Genomic DNA, 19,832 nt, shown 5'->3' on the forward strand with positions numbered 1-19,832 from the left:
CTCCTCGGGCGGCGGCGGTCGGGCGGCGGTGAGGTGGCGGTCAGGCGGCGTCGGGGACGATGAGCGGCTTGATGCAGCCGTCCAGCTTCGCGGAGAAGATGTGGTAGCCCTCGGCGATGTGCTCGAGCGGGATCCGGTGCGTGACGATCTCGCTCGGCTTGAGGTGGCCGTTGCGGATGTGCTCGAACAGGCGCGGCCACTGGCGCTTGACCGGGGTCTGGTTCATGCGCAGGGTCAGGCCCTTGTTCACCGCGTCGCCGAACTTGACCGCGCTGAAGACCGGGCCGTAGGCGCCCACCACCGAGACGGTCGCGCCCTTGCGCACGGCGTCGATGGCCCAGTTCAGGGCCACCGGCGACCCGCCCTGCAGCTTCAGCTTGGCGGCGCTCACGTGCTGGAGGAGGTTGCCGTCGGCCTCGGCGCCCACGGCGTCGATCGCGACGTCCGCGCCGAGGTGGTCGGTCATCCGCTTCAGCAGGACGACGACGTCGTCGTGCTCGGTGAAGTTCACGGTCTCGGCGTAGGCGAACGCGCGCGCCTTCTCCAGGCGGTCCTGCAGGTGGTCGACGACGATCACGCGCCCGGCGCCCATCAGCCACGCCGAGCGGGCGGCGTAGAGGCCGACGGGGCCGGCCCCGAAGACCACGGCGACGTCCCCCTCGGCGATGTCGCCGAGCTGGGCCCCGAAGTACCCGGTGGCGAGCGCGTCGGTGAGCAGGACGGCGTCCTCGTCGTCCATCCACTCCGGGATGACGCTGGGGCCGACGTCCGCGAAGGGCACGCGCACGTACTCGGCCTGCCCGCCGTCGTACCCGCCGGCGGTGTGGGAGTAGCCGTAGATGCCGCCCACGGCGGTGGCGTTGGGGTTGACGTTGTGGCAGTTGGAGTACAGCCCGCGCGCGCAGAAGAAGCACGAGCCGCAGTAGATGTTGAAGGGCACCATGACCCGGTCGCCGCGCCGCAGGCGCTGCACCGAGGAGCCGACCTCCTCGACCACCCCGACGAACTCGTGGCCGAACGTCGTGCCGACGCGCGTGTCGGGCATCAGCCCGTGGTACAGGTGCAGGTCCGAGCCGCAGATCGCGGCCAGGCTCACGCGCACGATCGCGTCGTTCGGGTGCTCGAGCGGCGGGACGTCCTTCTCCTCCACCCGCACCTTGTACGGCCCGCGGTACACCATCGCTCGCATCGCGTCCTCCTCCTGGGTGCCTCGAGTCTTCCTCCTGCAGCGCTCCTGCGCACGGGCGCCGGGTGGCGCGCCGCTGCACCGTCCGTAACCTCAGGACTCCTGCCGGACGCCGTCCACGGCGACACCGGAGACAGGACGAGGGGATCGGGCACGTGACGACGGACGCCGGCGCCACCATCGAGGCCATCTACGCCGACGTGCTGCGGCGCAACCCGGCCGAGCGGGAGTTCCACCAGGCGGTGCGCGAGGTGCTCGGGTCGCTGGCGCCGGTGCTGGCGCGCCACCCCGAGTACGCGGAGCTGAAGACCGTCGAGCGGATCTGCGAGCCGGAGCGGCAGATCATCTTCCGGGTGCCGTGGACCGACGACCGCGGCGAGGTGCAGATCGACCGGGGCTTCCGGGTGGAGTTCAACTCCGCGCTCGGCCCCTACAAGGGCGGGCTGCGCTTCCACCCCTCCGTCTACCTGGGCATCGTGAAGTTCCTGGGGTTCGAGCAGGTCTTCAAGAACGCCCTGACCGGCATGCCCATCGGCGGCGGCAAGGGCGGGTCCGACTTCGACCCCAAGGGCCGCTCCGACGCGGAGGTAATGCGCTTCTGCCAGTCGTTCATGACCGAGCTGTACCGCCACCTCGGTGAGCACACCGACGTCCCCGCCGGTGACATCGGCGTCGGCGGCCGCGAGATCGGCTACCTGTTCGGCCAGTACAAGCGCATCACGAACCGCTACGAGTCCGGCGTCCTCACCGGCAAGGGCCTGACCTGGGGCGGTGCGCGGGTGCGCACCGAGGCCACCGGCTACGGCGCGGCCTTCTTCGCCTCCGAGATGCTCGCCGCCCGCGGGACCTCGCTGGAGGGCCGCACGGTGGTCGTCTCCGGCTCGGGCAACGTGGCCCTGTACGCCGTGGAGAAGGTCACCCAGAGAGGAGGACGCGTCCTCGCCTGCTCGGACTCGAACGGGTACGTGGTGGACGAGGCCGGCCTGGACCTGCAGGTGCTCAAGCAGGTCAAGGAGGTCGAGCGCGGGCGGGTCAGCGACTACGCCGCGCGGGTGCCCACCGCGCGCCACGTCGCCGGCGGGTCGGTGTGGGACGTGCCGTGCGAGGTGGCGATCCCCTCGGCGACCCAGAACGAGATCGACGCCGCCCGCGCGGCCGCGCTGGTGCGCGGCGGGTGCGTCGCGGTCTCCGAGGGGGCGAACATGCCGTGCACCCCCGAGGCCGTCGCCGTCTTCCAGGACGCCGGGGTGGCGTTCGGGCCGGGCAAGGCCGCCAACGCCGGCGGGGTGGCGACCTCGGCGCTGGAGATGCAGCAGAACGCGTCCCGGGACAGCTGGTCCTTCGAGCACACCGAGGCGCGGCTGCAGCAGATCATGCACGACATCCACGCCCGGTGCGCCGAGGCCGCCGAGGAGTACGGCGCGCCGGGAGACCTCGTCCTGGGGGCCAACGCGGCCGGGTTCATCCGCGTCGCCGAGGCCATGCACGCCCACGGCATCGTCTGAGCCGCCCAGCCGCCCAGCCGCCCAGCCGCCAGCCGCCCAGCCGCCCGTCGCTCAGCCGCCCGTCGCCGGCCGCCAGCCGAGCAGCGGTCCCAGCTGCTCGGCGACGTCGGTGAGGATCTGCACGCAGTCCTCGGGCTCGAAGCTGAAGGGCAGCGCGAAGACGACCTCGGTGACCTCCTCGAACCCCGCGTGGGCGTACAGGGCCTGTGCGACCTCCTCGCAGGTGCCGAGCAGGTCGCGGGCGAAGAGCGTGCGGGCCGGCCCCTGCGGGCTCGCCGTCCGGGGCGTGCGGGTCGCGACGCAGGCCTCGTACTTCGCGCGCTGGGCCGGCGTCGCGCCGTCCGTGGGGATGACGACCAGGCCCTGGGAGGCGCGGGCGGCGTCCCCGGCGGGGTGGGCGGCCCGGAAGGCGCGGACGTGGGAGCGCTGGACCTCGGCGAAGTCCTCGGACTCCTCGGCCCGCACCACGCTGCTCGTGAGCAGGTTCAGCCCGTGCTCACCGGCCCACCGCGCGGAGCGCAGGCTGCCGCCGCCGTACCACAGGCGGCCCGCCAGCCCGGGCGAGTGCGGCTGCACCCGCTCCGTCCACTCCTCCACCACGCCCTCGCGGCCGCTGAAGGTGCTGGCCCGCTCTCCGCGCACGAGGCGCAGCAGCCGCAGCGCGCGCTCGTAGCTGAAGTCCTCGGCGTCGGCGGTGTCGGGGTAGGGGGCGGTCTTGACGTCGTCCCAGTGCATCGGCGGGCCGACGCTGACGCCGGGGTCGAGGCGCCCGCCGGACAGGACGTCGACCGTGGCGAGGTCCTCGGCCAGCCGCAGCGGGTTCTCCCAGCCCAGGGGCGTGACGGCGGTGCCCAGCTGGATGCGCCGGGTGCGCTGGGTGGCGGCGGCCAGCACGGCCACCGGGGAGGAGATGCCGGGCTGCAGGTGGCGGTGGCGCACCCAGGCGCTGTCGAGGCCGAGCCGCTCCCCCAGCTCGACCAGCTGCAGCGTCGCCTCGTGACCGGGGCCGGGGTCGGCGGGGTCGAAGGTGCCGATCGTCAGGAAGCCGAGCTGCTCCAGCGGTGTCCCCGGTGCCGGCACCGGCTGCCTCCTCGCCGTCGTCCGGGCCGCGCAGCGCCCGGGCCCAGGGGATCCTCGCCGATGCCCGCCGGCGCCGCTACCGGCCGGGGCCGCCCGTGCGGTCCGGGGGCGGACGGCGCGGGAGCTGCCCGGAGGCGCCGCGGCGGTGGGCGGCGCGGGCGATGGCGTGACCGGAGACCGGGGAGGTGAGCACCATGAACGCGATGGCGAGCGCGCAGAAGGTGATGGTCCGGGCGTCCTCGGTGGCGACCGAGGACGCCAGGACGGCGATGACGCCCGGCCCGGTGGCCAGCCCCTGCGCGTGCAGCTGGCTGTAGGTGTCCGGCAGGCGCAGCAGGCCGACGAGGCTGACCGTCAGCAGCAGCAGGCCGAGCAGCAGCAGCGCCGCGCCGACGACGTCGAGCACGAGGGAGGTCATCGGGGCATCACTCGAACGGCCCTCCGGAGCCCAGGTAGCGGGCGGCGGCGACGGTGGCGACGAAGGACAGCAGGGCCAGGGCGACCGCGGCGTCGAGGTAGTACGGCACCCCCCGCGCGTAGGACAGCAGCGCCAGGAGCCCCACGGCGATCGTCGCGAGCATGTCGAGCACGATGATCCGCTGCAGGACGTCCTGCGAGCGCAGCAGCAGCAGCCCGGCGCCGATGAGCAGCAGCGTGGTCCACACCAGGGCCGGGACGACGACGAGGGCGGGCATCAGGGGAACACCCGCTGCTGGCGTCGCCGGTAGGAGTCCAGCTGCGCGGCCCGCACGGCGTCCGGGTCGCTGGCGTCGCGCACGTGCAGCAGCAGCTCCCCGCGCTCCCCGTCGACGTCCACGACGATGCTGTCGGGGGCGATCCCGACCCGCACGGCCCACGCCGCGGCGGACGACGGGGAGCCGAGGTCGACGGGGACGGTGACCACCCCCGCGTGCGGCCACCGCTGCGGCGCCAGGCAGTAGCGCACGACCTCCACCGTGCCCGCCGCCACGTCGACCACCGTGCCGAGCACGAGGGCGGGGACACCGGCCAGCCGGCTCGCGACCGAGGGCCGCACGGGCTGGGCGGAGGGGTCGCGGCCCTCCAGGCGGCGCACGGCCAGGGCGACGGCGGTGGACAGCACCAGCCCGACGAGGACGTCCCCGGGGGCCAGGCTCGTGAGCACGAGCAGGTACACCGCCGTCAGCCCGAGGACGCGCAGGACGAGCCCCATCACCCCCACCCCCCGGTGAGGGCGGCGCTGGCGGCGTCCCCGGCCGCCAGCAGCGGCTGCGGCCACAGCCCCAGCACCAGCACCACGAGCGCGGCCCCCGCGGTCAGCGCGCGCAGGGGCAGCGGGCTGGGCGACCCCGAGCGGTCCCCGCGCCAGAAGTCGCGCTGGTAGACCTGGAACAGGTACACCAGCGACAGGGCGCTGCCCAGCACGAACAGCAGCACCAGGGCCCAGCTGCCGGCGGCGACCCCGGTGCGGAACAGGGCGAGCTTGCCGATGAACCCGGCCGCCGGCGGCACCCCCGCCACGCTGAGCGCCCCGACCGCGAAGGACGCCGCGACGAGCGCGCCCCGCAGCCCCACCCCGAGGAAGAGCACGGTCTTGTTCAGCGCGTTGACGATGCTGTACAGCACGGCGGCCGCCAGGCCGACCGGCCCGCCCACCCCGAGGGCGACGAGGACGTAGCCGACCTGGCCGATGGCGGAGTAGGCGAGCATCTCCGCGGCGTCGCCGCGGGAGATCGCCAGGACCGCCCCGTAGACGATCGAGGCGGCGCCGAGGACGATCAGCACCGGGGCGCCCAGGGCCAGCTGCTCGGGGAAGATGCCCGCGCCGAAGCGCAGGAGGCCGTAGCTGCCGATGTTCGCCACGGCCCCGGACAGGATGGCGGCCACCGCGGGACGGGCGCCGGCGTAGACCGTCGGCAGCCAGAAGTGGAACGGGAAGATGCCGACCTTGACCGCGAAGGCGACGAAGAACCCGGTGGCGGTGAGCAGGGCCGCGTTGGGCTCGACGTCGGCGGCGCGGGCGGCGACGTCGGCCATCGCGAGGGACCCGGTGGTGCGGTACGTGCCGGCGATGGAGAGCAGGAAGATGAAGGAGCCGAGCAGGTTCACCGCGGCGAAGACGAGGGCGGCCCGCATCTGGCGGCGGGTGCCCCCGGAGGCGGTGAGCACGTACGAGGCCGTCATCGCCAGCTCGAAGAAGACGTAGAAGTTGAACACGTCCCCGGTGAGGAAGATCCCGTCCAGCCCGGCGGCCAGGAGCACCACGAGGCCCGGGAAGGTCCGCTCCCGGGGCCTCGCGCACGCCGCGGCGGCCGAGGCCAGCAGCACGAGCACGGACAGGATCGCGAAGGTGACCCCGAGGGCGTCGGCGCGCAGCACGATGCCGACGCCGGCGGGCCACCCGCCGGTCGCCACGGTGACCTGCCCGTCGGGCAGCACGCGCGCGGCGAGGACGGCGAGGGCGACCAGGTCCGCGGCCAGGACCGCCACCCCCGCCCAGGCGACCGCGGCCCGGCGCCCGTCGAGCGCCACGAGCAGGCCGCCGGCCACCCACGGGACCAGCAGGGCGAGGACCAGAGCGGTCACAGGGGGCTCACCCGACCTCGCTCTCGTCCCGGGCGCGCTGCCCGGCCAGCCCGGCCTCGTGCCGCTCCTCGGTGGCGGCGAGCTCCGACTGCGCCGCGCTGCGGGTCACGGCGGCCACCTTGTGCAGGAGGGCGAGCAGCAGCGACACCGTCGCCAGGCCGATGACCAGCGCGGTCAGCGCCAGCGCCTGCGGCAGCGGGTCCGCGACCGGCTGGCCCGCGACCGGGTCGATCGGCGCCTGCCCGCGCACGAGGCTGGAGCCGATGAGGGTCACCGTCGCCGACTGGGAGACCAGCGTGACGCCGGCGACGACCCGCAGCAGGTCGCGCTGCAGCAGCAGGTACGCGCCGCCGCCGAAGAGGACGGCGGCCACGAGGGCGAAGGCGAGGTTCACCGGCGCCTCCCCGGCTCCGCGCTCCCCGGCCGCGCGGCGGCCGCGCCGGCGTCGCCGTCGTGCGCGCCGTCGTCCGCGCCGTCGTCCGCGCCGATGTCATCCGCGTGGCCGAGCTGGTGCACGACGACGACCAGGGTCCCCACCACGAGCAGGCAGACGCCGACGTCGAAGAGCAGCGGCGTGAAGACCTCCAGGGCCCCGACCGTGGGGACGTGCTCTCCCGGCGGGGGCCAGTGGCTGAACGGCGGGCCGCCGCTGAGCACGGGGAAGAACCCGCTGCCCAGCGCCAGCAGCAGGCCCCCGACGAGGAGGGCCGGGGCGCGGCGCAGCACCGGCAGCACCGCCTCGGCGCCGTCCGTGCCGAAGGCGACGTAGTGCAGCGCGAGGACCAGGGCCACGACCACGCCGGCGGCGAAGCCGTCCCCCACGTCCTGGTAGCCCTTGACGATCAGGGTCGCGGCGACCACCAGGCTCGGGCCGAGCAGCTCGCGGGCCACGGCCCCGAAGACGGGGCTCCTCGGCGTCCGCACCGCGCCGCCTCCCGCGCTGCCCCTCGCGCTGCCCCTCGCGCCGCCCCTCGCGCTCCGCCCACCGGTCGTCGTCACGGGCGCCTCACCACAGCTTCCCGCGGCGCAGCAGGGTCGCGACGCCGACGCCGGCGACGAGGAGCACCGTGATCTCGACCATCGTGTCCAGGCCGCGGAAGTCGCTGACGATGACGGTGACGACGTCCGCGGCGTGCGCCGCCGGGGCCAGGCGCACGTGCTCGGCGGAGACCCCGGGGCCCTCGGCGGGCTGGGAGAGGAATCCCCACACGGTGCCGAACACCGCCAGGCCCGCGATCGTGCCGGCGAGGGCGGCCGGCCACCGCCGCTCCGCGGGCGCCAGGGCGTCGACCCGCCGGCGCCACGGCCGGGCACCGGTGGGGGCCGGGCGCCCGGGGCGCACGGCGCGGGCCGCCGGCAGGCGGGCCATGGCCCCGAGGAAGACCAGGGTCAGCATCGTCTCCACGACGACGGCGACGAGCGCGACGTCCGGGGCCGCGACGAGGGCGTAGACGACGGCGAGGGCGAAGCCGACCACCGACAGCGCGAGCACGAGCACCAGGCGCTGGGCCGCGCGGACGGCGGCGACCGTCGCGGCGGCCACCAGCGCCAGCAGCGGGACGATCAGCCAGTCGCTGCCCGCGAAGTCCCCGACGGCGTAGGCGCCCGCGGTCGGGGTCGCGAAGAAGGCCAGGGCGGTGAGCAGGCCCCCCGGCACCAGGACGGCCGCGACGGAGGTGCGCACCGAGCGCACCTCCCGCGAGTGCAGCGCCGCGGACGCCGCGGACAGCCCGCGCAGCGCGGCGCTGCTCGTGCGGCGGGGGCCGAGGCGGTCCCCGGCGACCACGAGCCCGCGCGAGGCCCACCGCGTCAGGCCCGGCGCGGCGATGAGCAGGCCGCCGAGCACCCACGCCGCGAGCGCCATGAGGTTCTCCGGGCGGGCGTCGAGGTGGTAGGCCGGCGCCAGGGCCACCGGAGCGGCGGCGGTGACGGTGCCGGCGTCCTCGGCCAGGCGCGTGAAGGGCGCGGTCACCAGGCCCCCGAGGACGCCCACCGCCCCCAGGAGCACGACCGGGACGACGAGCAGGCGCGGCAGCACCGCGGGTTCGGTGCGCACCGGCCCGAGGAAGAGCCTGGTCCAGAAGCGCCCCGTGTAGGCGAACGTCAGGGTCGCCGCGAGCACCGCGACGCCGGTGGCCAGCGGGCCGGCCTGGAGCGCCGCGGCGAAGAACAGCTCGTCCTTGAAGAAGCCGACGGTCAGGGGCAGGGCGGCCAGCGTCGCGGCCGCCGCGCCGGCGCCGACGGCCAGCAGGGGCGCGCGGCGCCCCAGCCCGCCCAGGCGGGAGAGGCGGTCCTCGTCGGTGGCGGTCGTCACCGCGCCGGCCGTCATGAACAGCGCGCTCTTGGCCACCCCGTGGGCGAGGACGTAGAAGGCCGCGGCCCCGCTGGCCGCCGCGCCGCCGAGGCCGTAAAGCAGCACGACGTAGCCGTACTGGGAGATCGTCGAGTAGGCGAGCACCTGCTTGAGCTGGTCCTGCACGAGCGACATCAGCCCGCCGACGACGATCGACGCCGTGCCGACCACCGCCAGGGCGGTCAGGACGGCGTCGCTGCGGGCGAGCAGCGGGTGCACCCGCCCGAGGACGAGGACGCCGGCCGCGACCATCGCCGCGGAGTGCAAGTACGCCGAGACCGGCGTGGGCGCGGCCATCGCCCGCGGCAGCCAGAAGTGCAGCGGCACCTGAGCGCTCTTGGCCAGGGCGGAGACGGCGAGCAGGGCGGCGGCGACGGTCGTCGTCGTCCCGGTGCCGGCCTCGGCCAGGATCACCGGGATGGCGAAGGTGCCGTGCTCGGCGTGCAGCAGCACCGCGGCCACCAGCATCGCGACCGCGCTGACGACGGTGACGAGCAGCGCCGTCATCGCCGCGGTGCGGGCGCCGTGCTGGTGGCGGTCGAAGCCGATGAGGAAGTAGGAGCACACCGCGGTGAGGTCGAAGAAGACGAAGACGAGGACGAGGTCCTGCGCCGTCGCCAGCCCCACCATCCCGGCGGCGAACAGCGCCATCCAGGGCCAGAAGCGCCACCGCTCGGCCGCCGGGCGGTGCTGGTGCTCCAGGTGCAGGGACAGGTAGCTGGTGCCGTAGGCGAAGACCACGACACCGACGCCGGTGGCCAGCAGCGCGTACAGCGCGCCGAGACCGTCCAGGGAGAAGCTCAGCCGCAGCCCCAGCGCCGGCGCCCACGGCAGGGAGAGGCCCCCGCCCCCCGCCAGCCAGCCGACGAGGCAGGCGACGAAGCCGGCGGCCGCGGCCGCGCACGAGGCCCAGCCCTGCCAGTCCCGCGAGAGCGGCCGGTGCTCGGGCGCGGGCGCCGGAGCTGCCACCGCGGAGCCAGCAGCACTCGCCACCCGCGCTCCCTCCTCCGACGGACCGACGTGCTCGCACTCTCGCGGGCACCGCGGAGCGGGTCCGCGGCCCGCCGGCGACGGCCGGGCACGCTGTCCGCGTCGGCGACCCCCGCCCACCTTGGAGCGGACGGCGGCCGGCCACAACCGGACGGGCGCTCGCGCCCTGGGCCCGGGGACGGCGCCGGGGGTCTGGAGCGCGGGCGCGGGGGTGTGGCAGGGCCGGACCCGAATGCGAGCAGCAGCACGAGGAGTGACCATGTCCTTCCCCACCTCCGGCCGAGCCCCGACCACGGGCGCCTCCGCACCGACCCCGCCGGCCTCCACGGCCGGTCCGCGGGTCCTGGCGGAGTTCTCCGACTACGCCGCCGCGCAGCAGCTGGTGGACCGCCTGTCCGACGCCGGCTTCCCCGTCGAGCACGTGCGCATCGTCGGCACCGGCATCCACAGCGTCGAGCAGGTGACCGGGCGGCTGACCGTGGGTCGCGCCGCCCTCGCCGGCGCGGCCAGCGGCGCCTGGTTCGGGCTGCTCATCGGCCTGCTGTTCGCCATCTTCACCATCGGGCTGGGATGGCTGTTCGTCGTGCTGTGGAGCGTGCTGCTCGGTGCGGTCTTCGGGGCCGTCTTCGGGGCCATCGCCCACGCGGCCAGCGGCGGTCGGCGCGACTTCGCCAGCGTCAAGGCGCTGCAGGCCGAGACCTACTCCGTGCAGGTCGACGCCGCCCACGCCGACGAGGCCGCGCGCATCCTCAGCCGCGCCTGAGCCCTCCTCGCGCGCCCGGGCGGGCCTCGCCCCGAGAGCCGTGACCACCTCGGCGGCTGCAGCGGGTACGGGGGTCCTGGGCCGCGGCGCGGCGCCCGGCGGGCCGGGTCAGCCGTCCTGCGGCCCGGGGGCGCCCTTCGGGAAGGGCGCGTCCACGTCGTAGCGGACGCCGACCATGCGGATGACGAAGCACAGGGCCGCGGCACCGACCGTCACGACCGGGCCGCGGGCCCCCGCCGCGTCCGCGACGGCGACGACGGTGGCGGCGACGAGCGCCGGGATGGCGTAGAGCCCGCTGGTGAGCACGGACGGGACGCGGCGGATGAGCACGTCGCGCAGCGTGCCGCCGCCGACCGCGGTGATCGCGCCGACGATGACCGCCTGCGCGGGGCCGAAGCCGAGGTCGAGCGCCTTGAGGGCGCCGGTGACGGCGAACAGGCCCAGCCCGACGGCGTCCAGGACGTTGATCGCCCCGTTGACGCGCTCCAGGTGGGGACCGGAGGAGAAGGCGATCAGCCCTCCGGCGGCGGCCACGGCCAGGTAGCGCCAGTCGACGAAGGTGGCCGGGGGCAGGCTGTCCAGGAGCACGTCGCGGATCGTCCCGCCCCCCAGCGCGGTGATCATGCCGAGGGTGACGATCCCGACGACGTCCAGCCGGGTGGCGCGCAGCGCGGTCAGCGCCCCGTTGAGGGCGAAGGCGAACGTCCCGACGAGGTCGAGGACCAGCAGCGCCGTGGTGGCCGTGGGAATGGTCCGCTCCTCCCTGCAGGACGCGAGGGGCGATCCTAGGACCGCGGCGCGCTGCGCCCGGCGGTCAGCCGCCGGTGACCCCCAAGCGCCGCTCGGCCGCCGTCGGGTCCACCGGCTGCTCGGGCACGTCGTCCGGTGGGTCCGCCTCCGCTGGCGCCCCGACCCCACCGACCAGCACCTCCCGCAGGTAGCGCAGCACCACCACGGTCATCGAGACCACGGGGACGGCGAGGAAGGCGCCCACGATGCCGAACAGGGTGCCGCCGACCGTGACCGCGCTGAGCACCACCGCCGGGTGCAGCTCGAGCACCCGGCCGACGAGCACCGGCTGCAGCAGGTTGCTCTCCAGCTGCTGCACGAGCAGCACGACGGCCAGGACGGCGATCGCGGTCCCGAGCCCCTGGCTGACCAGGGCCACGAGCACGGCCAGCGCCCCGGCCGTGATGGCCCCGACGATGGGGACGAACCCGGCGGCGAAGGTGAGGATCGCCAGCACGAGCGCGAAGGGGACGTCCAGCAGCACCCAGGCCCAGGCCGATGAAGACGGCGTCCACCGCCGAGACCGCCGCCTGCGACCAGATGAAGCCCGCGAGCGTGGTCCACAGCCGCCCGCCCAGGGCGTCGACGTGCCCCGAGGCCCTCGCCCCCAGCCACCGGTGCGTCCAGGGCAGGAACCTCTGGCCGTCCTTGATGAGGAAGAAGGCCAGGACCAGCGCCAGCGCTGCGGTGACGACGAGCGACCCGAGGCTGACGACGCCGCTGATCACCCCGTTGACGACGGTCGTCGTGATCTGGCCGGCGTTCTGCTGCACACGCTCGATCGCCCGGTCGACGACCGTCTCGACCAGCGACGACTGCAGGAGCGACCCCAGCAGGTCGGACTCCTGCAGCTGCTCCAGCGAGGTGTAGGCCCGCTGCACCAGCCCGGTCACCTGCTCGCGCACCGACGGTGCGAGCAGGCGCACCAGCAGCACCACGGCGCCGAGCGCGCCCACGACCGTGAGCAGGGCCGCGAGGGCGTTCGGCATCACCCGGGAGAGCAGGCGGGCGGGCGGGCGCAGCACCGTGGCCAGCAGCAGCCCCAGCAGCAGCGGCAGGACGATGGACCACGCCTGGGCCAGCACCCAGACCAGCAGCGCCACCCCCGCCACGACGACGACCAGGCGCAGGACCCATCGGGCGAGGGCTCAGGGCGTGCTCGAGCTGCGGCACGGGCACGGGAGCGCGGGCGCGCTCGGCCTCCAGGGCGGCCACCGGGCGGGAGGCGACGGGAGCGTCGTCCTCCTCGCCCCGGGGACCCTCGCCCGCCGCCTCGGACGCCATCCCGTCCTCCGCTCGTCGGCGACGCGCGCTCGTCCCGGCGCCACGACCGAGGCTAGGTGGGCCCGCTGCACCGCGCGAGCGCGCGACGACGGCACGAAGGCACCGGCGAGGACGCCGCAGCGACGGTCCCGACACCTCGCGGCCCGTCCCGTCGCGCTCCGGCGGGACTAGGGTCCCAGCGTGTCCCCCGCCCGTCCCCCGTCCCCGGCGAGCGCGCTCCCCGGGGCGCGCGCGGGCCGGGGTCGCGCGCCTGAGCGGGAGGCGAGCGCGCTGGCACCCGGCCAGCCGCCCCCCGTGCTCGACGTGCGCCCGCCGCCGCGGCTGCGCGCAGCGGTGGCGGTCACCGCGCTCGTCGGCTCCTTCCTCGTCGCGGCGATGCCGGCCGTCGGGTTCGGCGACGAGCAGGCGATGGGGTGGCTCGGCGTGTTCCCGCTCGTCGCCTCCCTCGTCCTCGGGTGGCGGCTCACGGCCCTCGCGGGCGCCTGCGCCGTGCTGGCTGCCGGCGTCCTCATGGTCACCGACCCCGGGGCCACGCCCACCGGCAGCGTCCTGCGGTGGGCGGTGGTGGTGGCCCTGGCGGCGTTCGCCGTCCTGAACTGCCTCGTGCGCGAGCGCCGCGAGGCCCGGCTGCGCCAGGTCGCCGAGGTCGCGAGGGTCGCCCAGAGCGCGATCCTGCAGCCCGTGCCGTCCCGGGCGGGCTCCTGGTCGTTCGCCGCGCGGTACCGGTCGGCCCACCGGGCCGCGGCGGTCGGTGGTGACCTCCTCGAGGTCGTCGAGGTCGGCGACGGGAGGGTGCGCGCCGTCCTGGGGGACGTGCGCGGGAAGGGCCTGCCCGCGGTGCGGCTCGCTGCCACCGCCCTGGCCGCGTTCCGCGAGGCGAGCCTGCGCCGCGACCTGCCCCTGCCGGAGGTCGTCCGGCTCGTCGACCGCAGCGTGAGCGCCGCCGCGGGCGACGAGGACTTCGTCACCGCCGCCTTCCTCGAGCTCGACCCCGGCGGGTGGGTGCAGGTGGTCAACTGCGGTCATCCACCGCCCCTGCGGTCCTCCGCCCGCGGCGGGCAGGTCAGCGCGCTCACACCCACGAGCTGCAGCACGCCGCTGGGCCTGAACCCGGTCTGCCGGCCCGACACCTTCACGCTGGAGCAGGGGACTGCCTGCTGCTCCTCACCGACGGCCTGCTGGAGGCGCGGGACGCCGGCGGCACGATGCTGCCCCCGGGGGTCCTGACGGAGGCCCTGCGGGCCGACGGCGTCGACGCCGTGGTCGACGCGGTGGTCCGTGCGGCGCTGGAGCACGCCGGCGGACGCCTCGACGACGACGTCGCCGTCCTCGCCTGCCAGATGCAGCACGTGCAGGGGTGAGCGCAGCCGGGACGAGCACGTGCGGGTCGCTCCTGCCGGGGTGGGATGCTCCTCCCGGGATGGGTAAGCGGAGCCGGTGACCCGGTCCGGCTTCCACGCCTCCCACGAGCAGATCGCCCCCGGGCCCCTCCTGCGCGACGTCCGGGCCGCGCAGGACGCGGGCTTCACCGCGGCCGTGTGCTCGGACCACCTCGCGCCGTGGAGCGCGGCGCAGGGGCAGTCGGGCTTCGCCTGGTCCTGGCTCGGGGCCGTCCTGGCCACCACCGACCTCCCCTCCGGGGTGGTCACCGCGCCCGGTCAGCGCTACCACCCCGCGGTGCACGCCCAGGCGATCGCCACGCTGGCCGCCGTGTTCCCCGGCCGGTTCTGGGCGGCGCTGGGCAGCGGGCAGGCGCTCGACGAGCACGTCACCGGCGACCCCTGGCCGCGCAAGGGCGAGCGCGAGGCCCGCCTGCTCGAGTGCGTCGAGGTCGTCCGGGCGCTGCTCGCCGACGAGGAGGCGCTGCACCTGGCCCACGAGCAGTGGGCGCCGGCGATCCTCGGCAGCCCCGTGGCGTGGGACCTGGCGCTGCCCCGCGACTTCGAGCACGTCGCCGCCTACGTGCGGCCCGAGGACGTGCACCCGAGCGTGCTGGCCAGCGCCGACCCGGGCCGGCACGCGGCCTGGCTCGCGGAGCTGGCCGACCTCGGCTTCGAGCACGTCTACGTCCACCACGTCGGCCAGCACCAGCAGGAGTTCCTCGACGTCTACGGCAGCCGGGTGCTGCCCGCCCTGGAGCAGTCATGACCTTCCCGCCCATCGACGCGCACGGGTTCCTCTCCGACACTCACACCACCGCGCTCGTCGGCCCCGACGGCGGCGTGGACTGGCTGTGCGTGCCCGCCGCGGACGGCCCGAGCCTCTTCGCCCGGATCCTCGACCGCGAGCGCGGCGGCACCTGGCGGGTCGCCGTGGACGGCGGCCGCGTCACCGGCGCCGAGCAGGTCGAGGACTCCTTCGTGCTGCGCACCCGCTGGGAGGGCCCGGACGGCGCCGCGGAGGTGCTCGACCTCCTCGCCGTCCACTCCGGGCAGGACCCCGAGGACCCGGACCCCGACCACCTGCTGGTGCGCGTCGTCCGCGCCACGCGCGGCACCGTGCGCGTCGTCGTGGACGTCGACGCCCGACCCGACCACGCCCGCGCCCGCCCGCGGTGGCGCCGCGACGGCGAGGCGTGGGCGGAGGAGGTCTCCGGCGTCCGCCTGGCCTCCTCCGTGCCGCTGCACGCGGACGGCGACCGCCTGGGAGCGGCCGCCGACCTCGCCGAGGGCGGGAGCGCCGTCCTCGCCCTCGGGTACGCCGAGGACGCCCCCTCCTGCGCCACCGCGGCCCGCGCGGAGGAGCTCGTCGACGCCACGCGCACCGCCTGGCAGCGCTGGGCGGAGGACATCCGGTACGAGGGCCCGGCCGCTGCGGCGGTGCGGCGCAGCGCCCTGCTGCTGCGGGCGCTGTCCTTCGACGAGACCGGTGCGCTGCTGGCCGCGCCCACGACGTCGCTGCCCGAGGACCCCGGTGGGGAGCGGAACTGGGACTACCGCTTCACCTGGCACCGCGACGCGAGCCTGCACGTGCAGGCCCTGTACCAGCTGGGGCACGGCGCGCTCGGCCGGCGCTACGGCGAGTTCCTCATCGACCGGTGCGTGCGCGGCGTCGACCGCTTCCGGCCCATGGCCGGCCTGCGCGGGGAGCAGTCCGGGGAGGAGGCCGAGCTCGGGTCGCTGTCCGGCTACGCCGGCTCCCGCCCGGTCCGGGTCGGCAACGAGGCGTTCGAGCAGGTCCAGCACGAGACCTACGGGCTGGTCCTCGACGCCGCGTTCACCTACCGGCGGCTGACCGGGGAGCTGCCCGCCGAGCACTGGGAGGCCCTGCGGGAGGTGGTCGAGACGGCCGCCCGCTGCTGGCGCGAGCCCGACAACGGCATCTGGGAGCTGCGCGGTCCCCCGCGCCACTTCACGAACAGCAAGGTGATGAGCTGGGTCTGCCTGGACCGCGGCGTCCGGCTCGCCGAGGAGACGGGCGACGGCGACGCGCCGCTGGAGCGCTGGCGCTCCGAGCGCGACGCCGTGCGCGAGGACGTGCTCGCGCACGGGTTCGACGCCGAGCAGGGTGCGTTCACCATGGTCTACGGCGAGCCGGCCCTCGACGCCTCCCTGCTGCGCACGTCCCTCGTCGGCTTCCTGCCCGGGGACGACCCCCGCGTGGTCGGGACGATCGAGGCCATCGCGACGGGGCTGGGCGTCGGCCCGGCGCTGGTGCACCGCTACGACACCGACGTCGTCGACGACGGGCTGGCCGGGAGCGAGGGCGCCTTCCTGCTCTGCTCCTTCGAGATGGTCTCCGCGCTGGTGCTCGCCGGCCGCGCGGAGGAGGCGCAGCGGCGCTTCGACTGGCTGCTCGCGCACGCCGGGCCGCACGGCCTGTACGCCGAGCAGATGGACTCCGACGGCACGGCGCTGGGCAACTACCCGCAGGCCTTCTCGCACCTGGGCCTGGTCGAGGCGGCCGTCCTCCTCGCGCGCGCCGGGGACGCGCAGGCCCTGGGCGCCTGGGTGCGGCGCGACCCGGGGTCGCTGGGCGCGCCGGCGTGAGCGCGCGGTCGGGCGCGGACAAGGGGCGGTAGGCGGACGTGGACTGGTCGCTGGTGGGGTTCCGCGCGTCGGGCGCCTTCCTCGCGCTGGAGGTGGTGCTGCTGGCCGTCGCGCTGGTGGTGGTGCCGCGCGACCGGCGCCCGTCCTCGGCGCTGGCGTGGATCCTGCTGTTCGTGCTGCTGCCGGTGATCGGCGCGCTGCTCTTCGCCGTCATCGGCAACCCCAAGCTGCCCGCGGCGCGGCGGGCCAAGCAGCGCACCATGGACGAGCGCATCGCCGAGCGCGCCCGCGAGGCGGGCCCGGTCAGCGACGACCACGAGACCCCGCCGTGGCTGCCCTCGGTGGCGCGGCTGAACGAGAACCTCGCGGCGATGCCGCTGCTGGAGGACAACGACGCCCACCTGCTGCCGCACTTCGCGGAGCAGCTGGCCGCGCTCGTCGACGCGGTGCACGGCGCCCGGCGGTACGTGCACGTGGAGTTCTACATCCTCTCCCTGGACGCCACCACGGCCCCGTTCTTCGCCGCCCTGGAGGACGCGGTCGCGCGCGGGGTGCAGGTGCGGGTCCTCCTGGACCACCTCGGCTCACGCAGCTACCCGGAGTACCGGGCCACCACACGGGAGCTGACCCGGATCGGCGCGCAGTGGCACCTGATGCTGCCCGTGCTGCCGCTGCGGGGCCGCTACCAGCGCCCGGACCTGCGCAACCACCGCAAGCTGCTGGTCGCCGACGGCGAGGTCGGCTTCGTGGGGTCGCTGAACCTCATCGACCCCAGCTACCTGAAGCGGGCCAACCGCCGTCGCGGCCTGGTCTGGCGCGACCTGATGGTGCGGGTGCACGGCCCGGCGGTGCACGAGGTGGACGCCCTGTTCGTCACCGACTGGTTCTCCGAGACCGACGAGCTGCTGGCGACCTCCCGCGAGCAGGCCAGCGCCGACCAGCGCGGCGGGGACCTGCTGTGCCAGGTCGCGCCCAGCGGGCCGGGCTTCGAGGTGGAGAACAACCTGGCGCTGTTCAACACCCTCATCCACTACGCCCAGCGGCGCCTGAGCATCACCAGCCCGTACTTCGTGCCCGACGAGTCCCTGCTGGTCGCGCTCACCACCGCCGCCCGCCGCGGGGTGGCCGTGGAGCTGTTCGTGAGCGAGATCGGCGACCAGTTCTTCGTCTACCACTCCCAGCACTCGTACTACCAGGCGCTGCTCGACGCCGGCGTGCGGATCTGGCTCTACCCGGCGCCCTCGATCCTGCACGCCAAGCACCTGTCCGTCGACGAGCTGGTCACCGTGGTGGGCTCGTCCAACATGGACATGCGCTCGCTGAACCTCAACCTCGAGCTCATGCTCATGACCTGCGGCAAGGCCTTCGCCGACGAGATGCGAGCGGTCGAGGACGAGTACCGCGCCCTGTCCCGGGAGCTGACCCCGGAGGAGTGGTCGCGCCGCTCCTTCGGCCACCGGCTCGTCGACGACCTCACCCGGCTGACCTCCGCCGTCCAGTGACCCCGCCCCCGCTGACCCGCCGCACCGCCGACGCGTGGAGGAGACCGCAGCATGAGCCAGAGCACGACGGGCGGCGCCCAGCGACGCCCCGATCGCCGGCCCAACATCCTGGTGCTGTGCATGGACCAGTGGGACGTGCACATGGACCTGCCCCCCGGGGTGGAGCTGCCGGCCATCCAGCGGCTCGTCGGAGCGGGGGTGAGCCTGACCGACCAGTACTGCACGGTGCCGCAGTGCACCCCGTCGCGGGCCACGATGTGGACGGGCCAGCACGCCGAGAACGTCGGCCTGTGGGACAACACCAACTTCGCGTGGACGGACGTGCTGGACGCGGACATCCCCACGATCGGCACGATGATGCGGGAGCAGGGGTACTACACCGCGTTCAAGGGCAAGTGGCACCTGTCCCACCCGCGGCACGCCTCCGACGCGCTCGAGGACTACGGCTTCTCGGACTACCAGTCCTGGGGCGACAACTGGGGCGCGCCGCTGCACGGCGAGACGCTCGACGGCACCGTCGCCTTCGAGACCGTGGACTGGCTGCGCTCCAAGCGGCCGCAGGACCAGCCCTGGCTGCTCGTCTCCTCGATGGTCAACCCCCACGACGTCATGTTCCTGCGCGCTGGCGAGGACGAGCGGGCACACACCAACGGCGCGATGGCGGCACTGACCCACCCCCCGCAGAACCTCGGGTTCCTGCGCGAGTACGACGTCGAGCTCCCCGCGAACTTCGCCGACGACCTCGACGCGCAGCCGTTCGGGGTGCGCTCCTACAAGCGCAACACCGACTGGAACTACGGCTGCATCCCCGAGGGCCGCGAGGACCTGTGGCGGGCCCGCCGGAACTACCTGGTCAACTGCCTGCGCATGGTCGACCAGGAGTTCGGCAAGATCCTCGACGAGCTCGACCGGCAGGACCTGTGGCGCGACACCGTCGTGGTGCTCACCTCCGACCACGGGGAGATGAACGGCGCGCACCGGATGACCCAGAAGGGAGCGATCCCCTTCCAGGAGGCCTCGGTCGTCAACATGACGGTGGTCTCCCCGCGCGGGCCCAGCGGTGTCCGCTCCGACGCCGTCGGGTCGCACCTGGACCTCGCCACGACGTTCTTGTCCTGGGCGGGGCTCGACGACGCCGGCGTGCGCGAGCGGTACCCGGCGCTGAAGGGGCGGAACCTGCGGCACCTGTTCGAGGCCCCGGAGCGGACCGTCCCACCGCGCGGCTCCGCCTCGGACCCCGGCGACGGCGCGCTGGTCACCTGGGACGGCCTGAACACGCTCGACCCGGAGTGGGCCATCCAGGGCGCTCTGAGGGAGCTGGCGCAGCTGGGGGACGGCCCGGAGAAGACGCTGGAGGACTGCCGGAGGGCCGGGGAGACCTACGGCGCGCCGGACATGGACAAGCGCACGTTCTTCCGGGCCGTCTGCGACGGGCGCCACAAGCTCGTGCGCTGGTTCTCCCCCACCCAGTACGAGGTGCCCCGGACGGTGGAGGAGCTGCACGCCACCTCCGACGTGGCCCTCTACGACCTGGTCGAGGACCCCGGGGAGATGCGCAACCTCGGCGACCCCTCCCGCCCGGGCTACGACGAGCAGGTCGTCGCGTCGATGCTGGCCAAGCTCGTGGGGCTCGTCGACGCCGAGCTGGGCGAGGACGCACCTCCCTTCGACCTCGACCTGTTCGGCACCCGGGAGGTCCGCTACCGGCTCGACGAGGTCCAGGCGGGAGCACCGCCCGGGGCGCAGCCGGTCGAGCCCGGCCCCGCGACCGCGGCGCAGCGAGCGTGCGCGTCCTGACCCGCGCCGGTGGCGTCGCCCGGAGCGCC

18 protein-coding genes and 2 pseudogenes are annotated in these 19,832 nt (G+C 75.2%); 8 read left to right on the forward strand and 12 right to left on the reverse strand.

Features of this window, described 5'->3' with window-relative positions:
- Positions 1 to 40: 40 nt before the first annotated feature.
- Positions 41 to 1,189, reverse strand: a complete 1,149-nt coding sequence (locus BLS82_RS07980) for a zinc-dependent alcohol dehydrogenase (protein WP_092863757.1) — start codon at positions 1,187 to 1,189, stop codon at positions 41 to 43.
- A gap of 152 nt (positions 1,190 to 1,341) precedes the next feature.
- Here BLS82_RS07980 and gdhA point away from each other — a divergent pair, with 152 nt between their 5' ends.
- Entirely contained in the window at positions 1,342 to 2,691 is a 1,350-nt protein-coding gene (gene gdhA, locus BLS82_RS07985) for an NADP-specific glutamate dehydrogenase (RefSeq protein WP_092863760.1), read from the forward strand.
- Between the two features lie 51 nt (positions 2,692 to 2,742).
- Here gdhA and BLS82_RS07990 read toward each other — a convergent pair whose 3' ends face one another.
- The 8 genes from BLS82_RS07990 to mbhE form a co-directional block, all read right to left on the reverse strand.
- On the reverse strand, positions 2,743 to 3,771 hold the full coding sequence (locus BLS82_RS07990; RefSeq protein ID WP_092863763.1) for an LLM class flavin-dependent oxidoreductase: 1,029 nt from the start codon (positions 3,769 to 3,771) through the stop codon (positions 2,743 to 2,745).
- A 76-nt stretch (positions 3,772 to 3,847) separates the two neighbouring features.
- Positions 3,848 to 4,189: a cation:proton antiporter gene (locus tag BLS82_RS07995; RefSeq protein WP_092863766.1), complete on the reverse strand. Its 342-nt coding sequence runs from the start codon at positions 4,187 to 4,189 to the stop codon at positions 3,848 to 3,850.
- A gap of 7 nt (positions 4,190 to 4,196) precedes the next feature.
- Complete coding sequence (locus tag BLS82_RS08000) at positions 4,197 to 4,466, reverse strand: monovalent cation/H+ antiporter complex subunit F (protein WP_092863769.1); 270 nt, start codon at positions 4,464 to 4,466, stop codon at positions 4,197 to 4,199.
- The gene (locus BLS82_RS08005) at positions 4,466 to 4,963 is read right to left on the reverse strand and encodes a Na+/H+ antiporter subunit E (RefSeq protein WP_218123721.1); all 498 of its coding nucleotides are present in this window, start codon (positions 4,961 to 4,963) and stop codon (positions 4,466 to 4,468) included. The genes BLS82_RS08000 and BLS82_RS08005 overlap by 1 nt, the downstream gene beginning before the upstream one ends.
- Positions 4,963 to 6,336 carry a complex I subunit 5 family protein gene (locus BLS82_RS08010; protein WP_092863772.1) on the reverse strand — a complete coding sequence of 458 codons (1,374 nt, stop codon included), beginning with the start codon at positions 6,334 to 6,336 and terminating at the stop codon, positions 4,963 to 4,965. The genes BLS82_RS08005 and BLS82_RS08010 overlap by 1 nt, the downstream gene beginning before the upstream one ends.
- Positions 6,337 to 6,343: 7 nt before the next feature.
- Positions 6,344 to 6,730, reverse strand: coding sequence for a sodium:proton antiporter (locus BLS82_RS08015; protein ID WP_092863775.1), 387 nt, complete (start codon positions 6,728 to 6,730; stop codon positions 6,344 to 6,346).
- Complete coding sequence (locus BLS82_RS08020) at positions 6,727 to 7,260, reverse strand: MnhB domain-containing protein (protein ID WP_092863778.1); 534 nt, start codon at positions 7,258 to 7,260, stop codon at positions 6,727 to 6,729. Before BLS82_RS08020 ends, BLS82_RS08015 begins: the two co-directional genes overlap by 4 nt.
- An 82-nt stretch (positions 7,261 to 7,342) precedes the next feature.
- Positions 7,343 to 9,682, reverse strand: a complete 2,340-nt coding sequence (gene mbhE, locus BLS82_RS08025) for a hydrogen gas-evolving membrane-bound hydrogenase subunit E (RefSeq protein ID WP_218123722.1) — start codon at positions 9,680 to 9,682, stop codon at positions 7,343 to 7,345.
- A 256-nt stretch (positions 9,683 to 9,938) separates the two neighbouring features.
- On the opposite strand from mbhE, the gene BLS82_RS08030 reads away from it, so the two are divergent.
- Positions 9,939 to 10,442 (forward strand): YflT domain-containing protein, encoded by a 504-nt coding sequence (locus tag BLS82_RS08030; RefSeq protein WP_092863783.1) that lies wholly within the window; start codon positions 9,939 to 9,941, stop codon positions 10,440 to 10,442.
- 108 nt (positions 10,443 to 10,550) lie between these two features.
- Here BLS82_RS08030 and BLS82_RS08035 read toward each other — a convergent pair whose 3' ends face one another.
- The 3 genes and pseudogenes from BLS82_RS08035 to BLS82_RS16765 all read right to left on the reverse strand — a co-directional run.
- Positions 10,551 to 11,192 carry a trimeric intracellular cation channel family protein gene (locus BLS82_RS08035; protein ID WP_092865044.1) on the reverse strand — a complete coding sequence of 214 codons (642 nt, stop codon included), beginning with the start codon at positions 11,190 to 11,192 and terminating at the stop codon, positions 10,551 to 10,553.
- A gap of 64 nt (positions 11,193 to 11,256) precedes the next feature.
- Positions 11,257 to 11,715 (reverse strand): AI-2E family transporter, encoded by a 459-nt coding sequence (locus tag BLS82_RS08040; protein ID WP_092863786.1) that lies wholly within the window; start codon positions 11,713 to 11,715, stop codon positions 11,257 to 11,259.
- 43 nt (positions 11,716 to 11,758) lie between these two features.
- Positions 11,759 to 12,343, reverse strand: a pseudogene (locus BLS82_RS16765) (AI-2E family transporter); the annotation flags it as partial.
- Positions 12,344 to 13,025: 682 nt separating this feature from the next.
- Here BLS82_RS16765 and BLS82_RS16380 point away from each other — a divergent pair.
- From BLS82_RS16380 to BLS82_RS08070, 6 genes and pseudogenes are all read left to right on the forward strand, one after another.
- Positions 13,026 to 13,535, forward strand: a pseudogene (locus BLS82_RS16380) (PP2C family protein-serine/threonine phosphatase); the annotation flags it as partial.
- Positions 13,514 to 13,876, forward strand: a complete 363-nt coding sequence (locus BLS82_RS16385) for a SpoIIE family protein phosphatase (protein ID WP_255378209.1) — start codon at positions 13,514 to 13,516, stop codon at positions 13,874 to 13,876. The pseudogene BLS82_RS16380 and the gene BLS82_RS16385, both read left to right, overlap by 22 nt.
- A gap of 76 nt (positions 13,877 to 13,952) precedes the next feature.
- A complete protein-coding gene (locus tag BLS82_RS08055) occupies positions 13,953 to 14,663 on the forward strand; it encodes an LLM class flavin-dependent oxidoreductase (protein WP_092863792.1) in 711 nt (236 codons plus the stop codon).
- Entirely contained in the window at positions 14,660 to 16,504 is a 1,845-nt protein-coding gene (locus tag BLS82_RS08060; RefSeq protein ID WP_092863795.1) for a glycoside hydrolase family 15 protein, read from the forward strand. The genes BLS82_RS08055 and BLS82_RS08060 overlap by 4 nt, the downstream gene beginning before the upstream one ends.
- Before the next feature lie 53 nt (positions 16,505 to 16,557).
- Positions 16,558 to 18,006 carry a cardiolipin synthase gene (gene cls / locus BLS82_RS08065; protein WP_255378210.1) on the forward strand — a complete coding sequence of 483 codons (1,449 nt, stop codon included), beginning with the start codon at positions 16,558 to 16,560 and terminating at the stop codon, positions 18,004 to 18,006.
- A gap of 51 nt (positions 18,007 to 18,057) precedes the next feature.
- Positions 18,058 to 19,803 carry a sulfatase-like hydrolase/transferase gene (locus BLS82_RS08070; protein ID WP_092863801.1) on the forward strand — a complete coding sequence of 582 codons (1,746 nt, stop codon included), beginning with the start codon at positions 18,058 to 18,060 and terminating at the stop codon, positions 19,801 to 19,803.
- The last annotated feature ends 29 nt before the right edge of the window (positions 19,804 to 19,832 follow it).

Source organism: Quadrisphaera sp. DSM 44207, assembly GCF_900101335.1.
Taxonomy (GTDB): Bacteria; Actinomycetota; Actinomycetes; order Actinomycetales; family Quadrisphaeraceae; genus DSM-44207.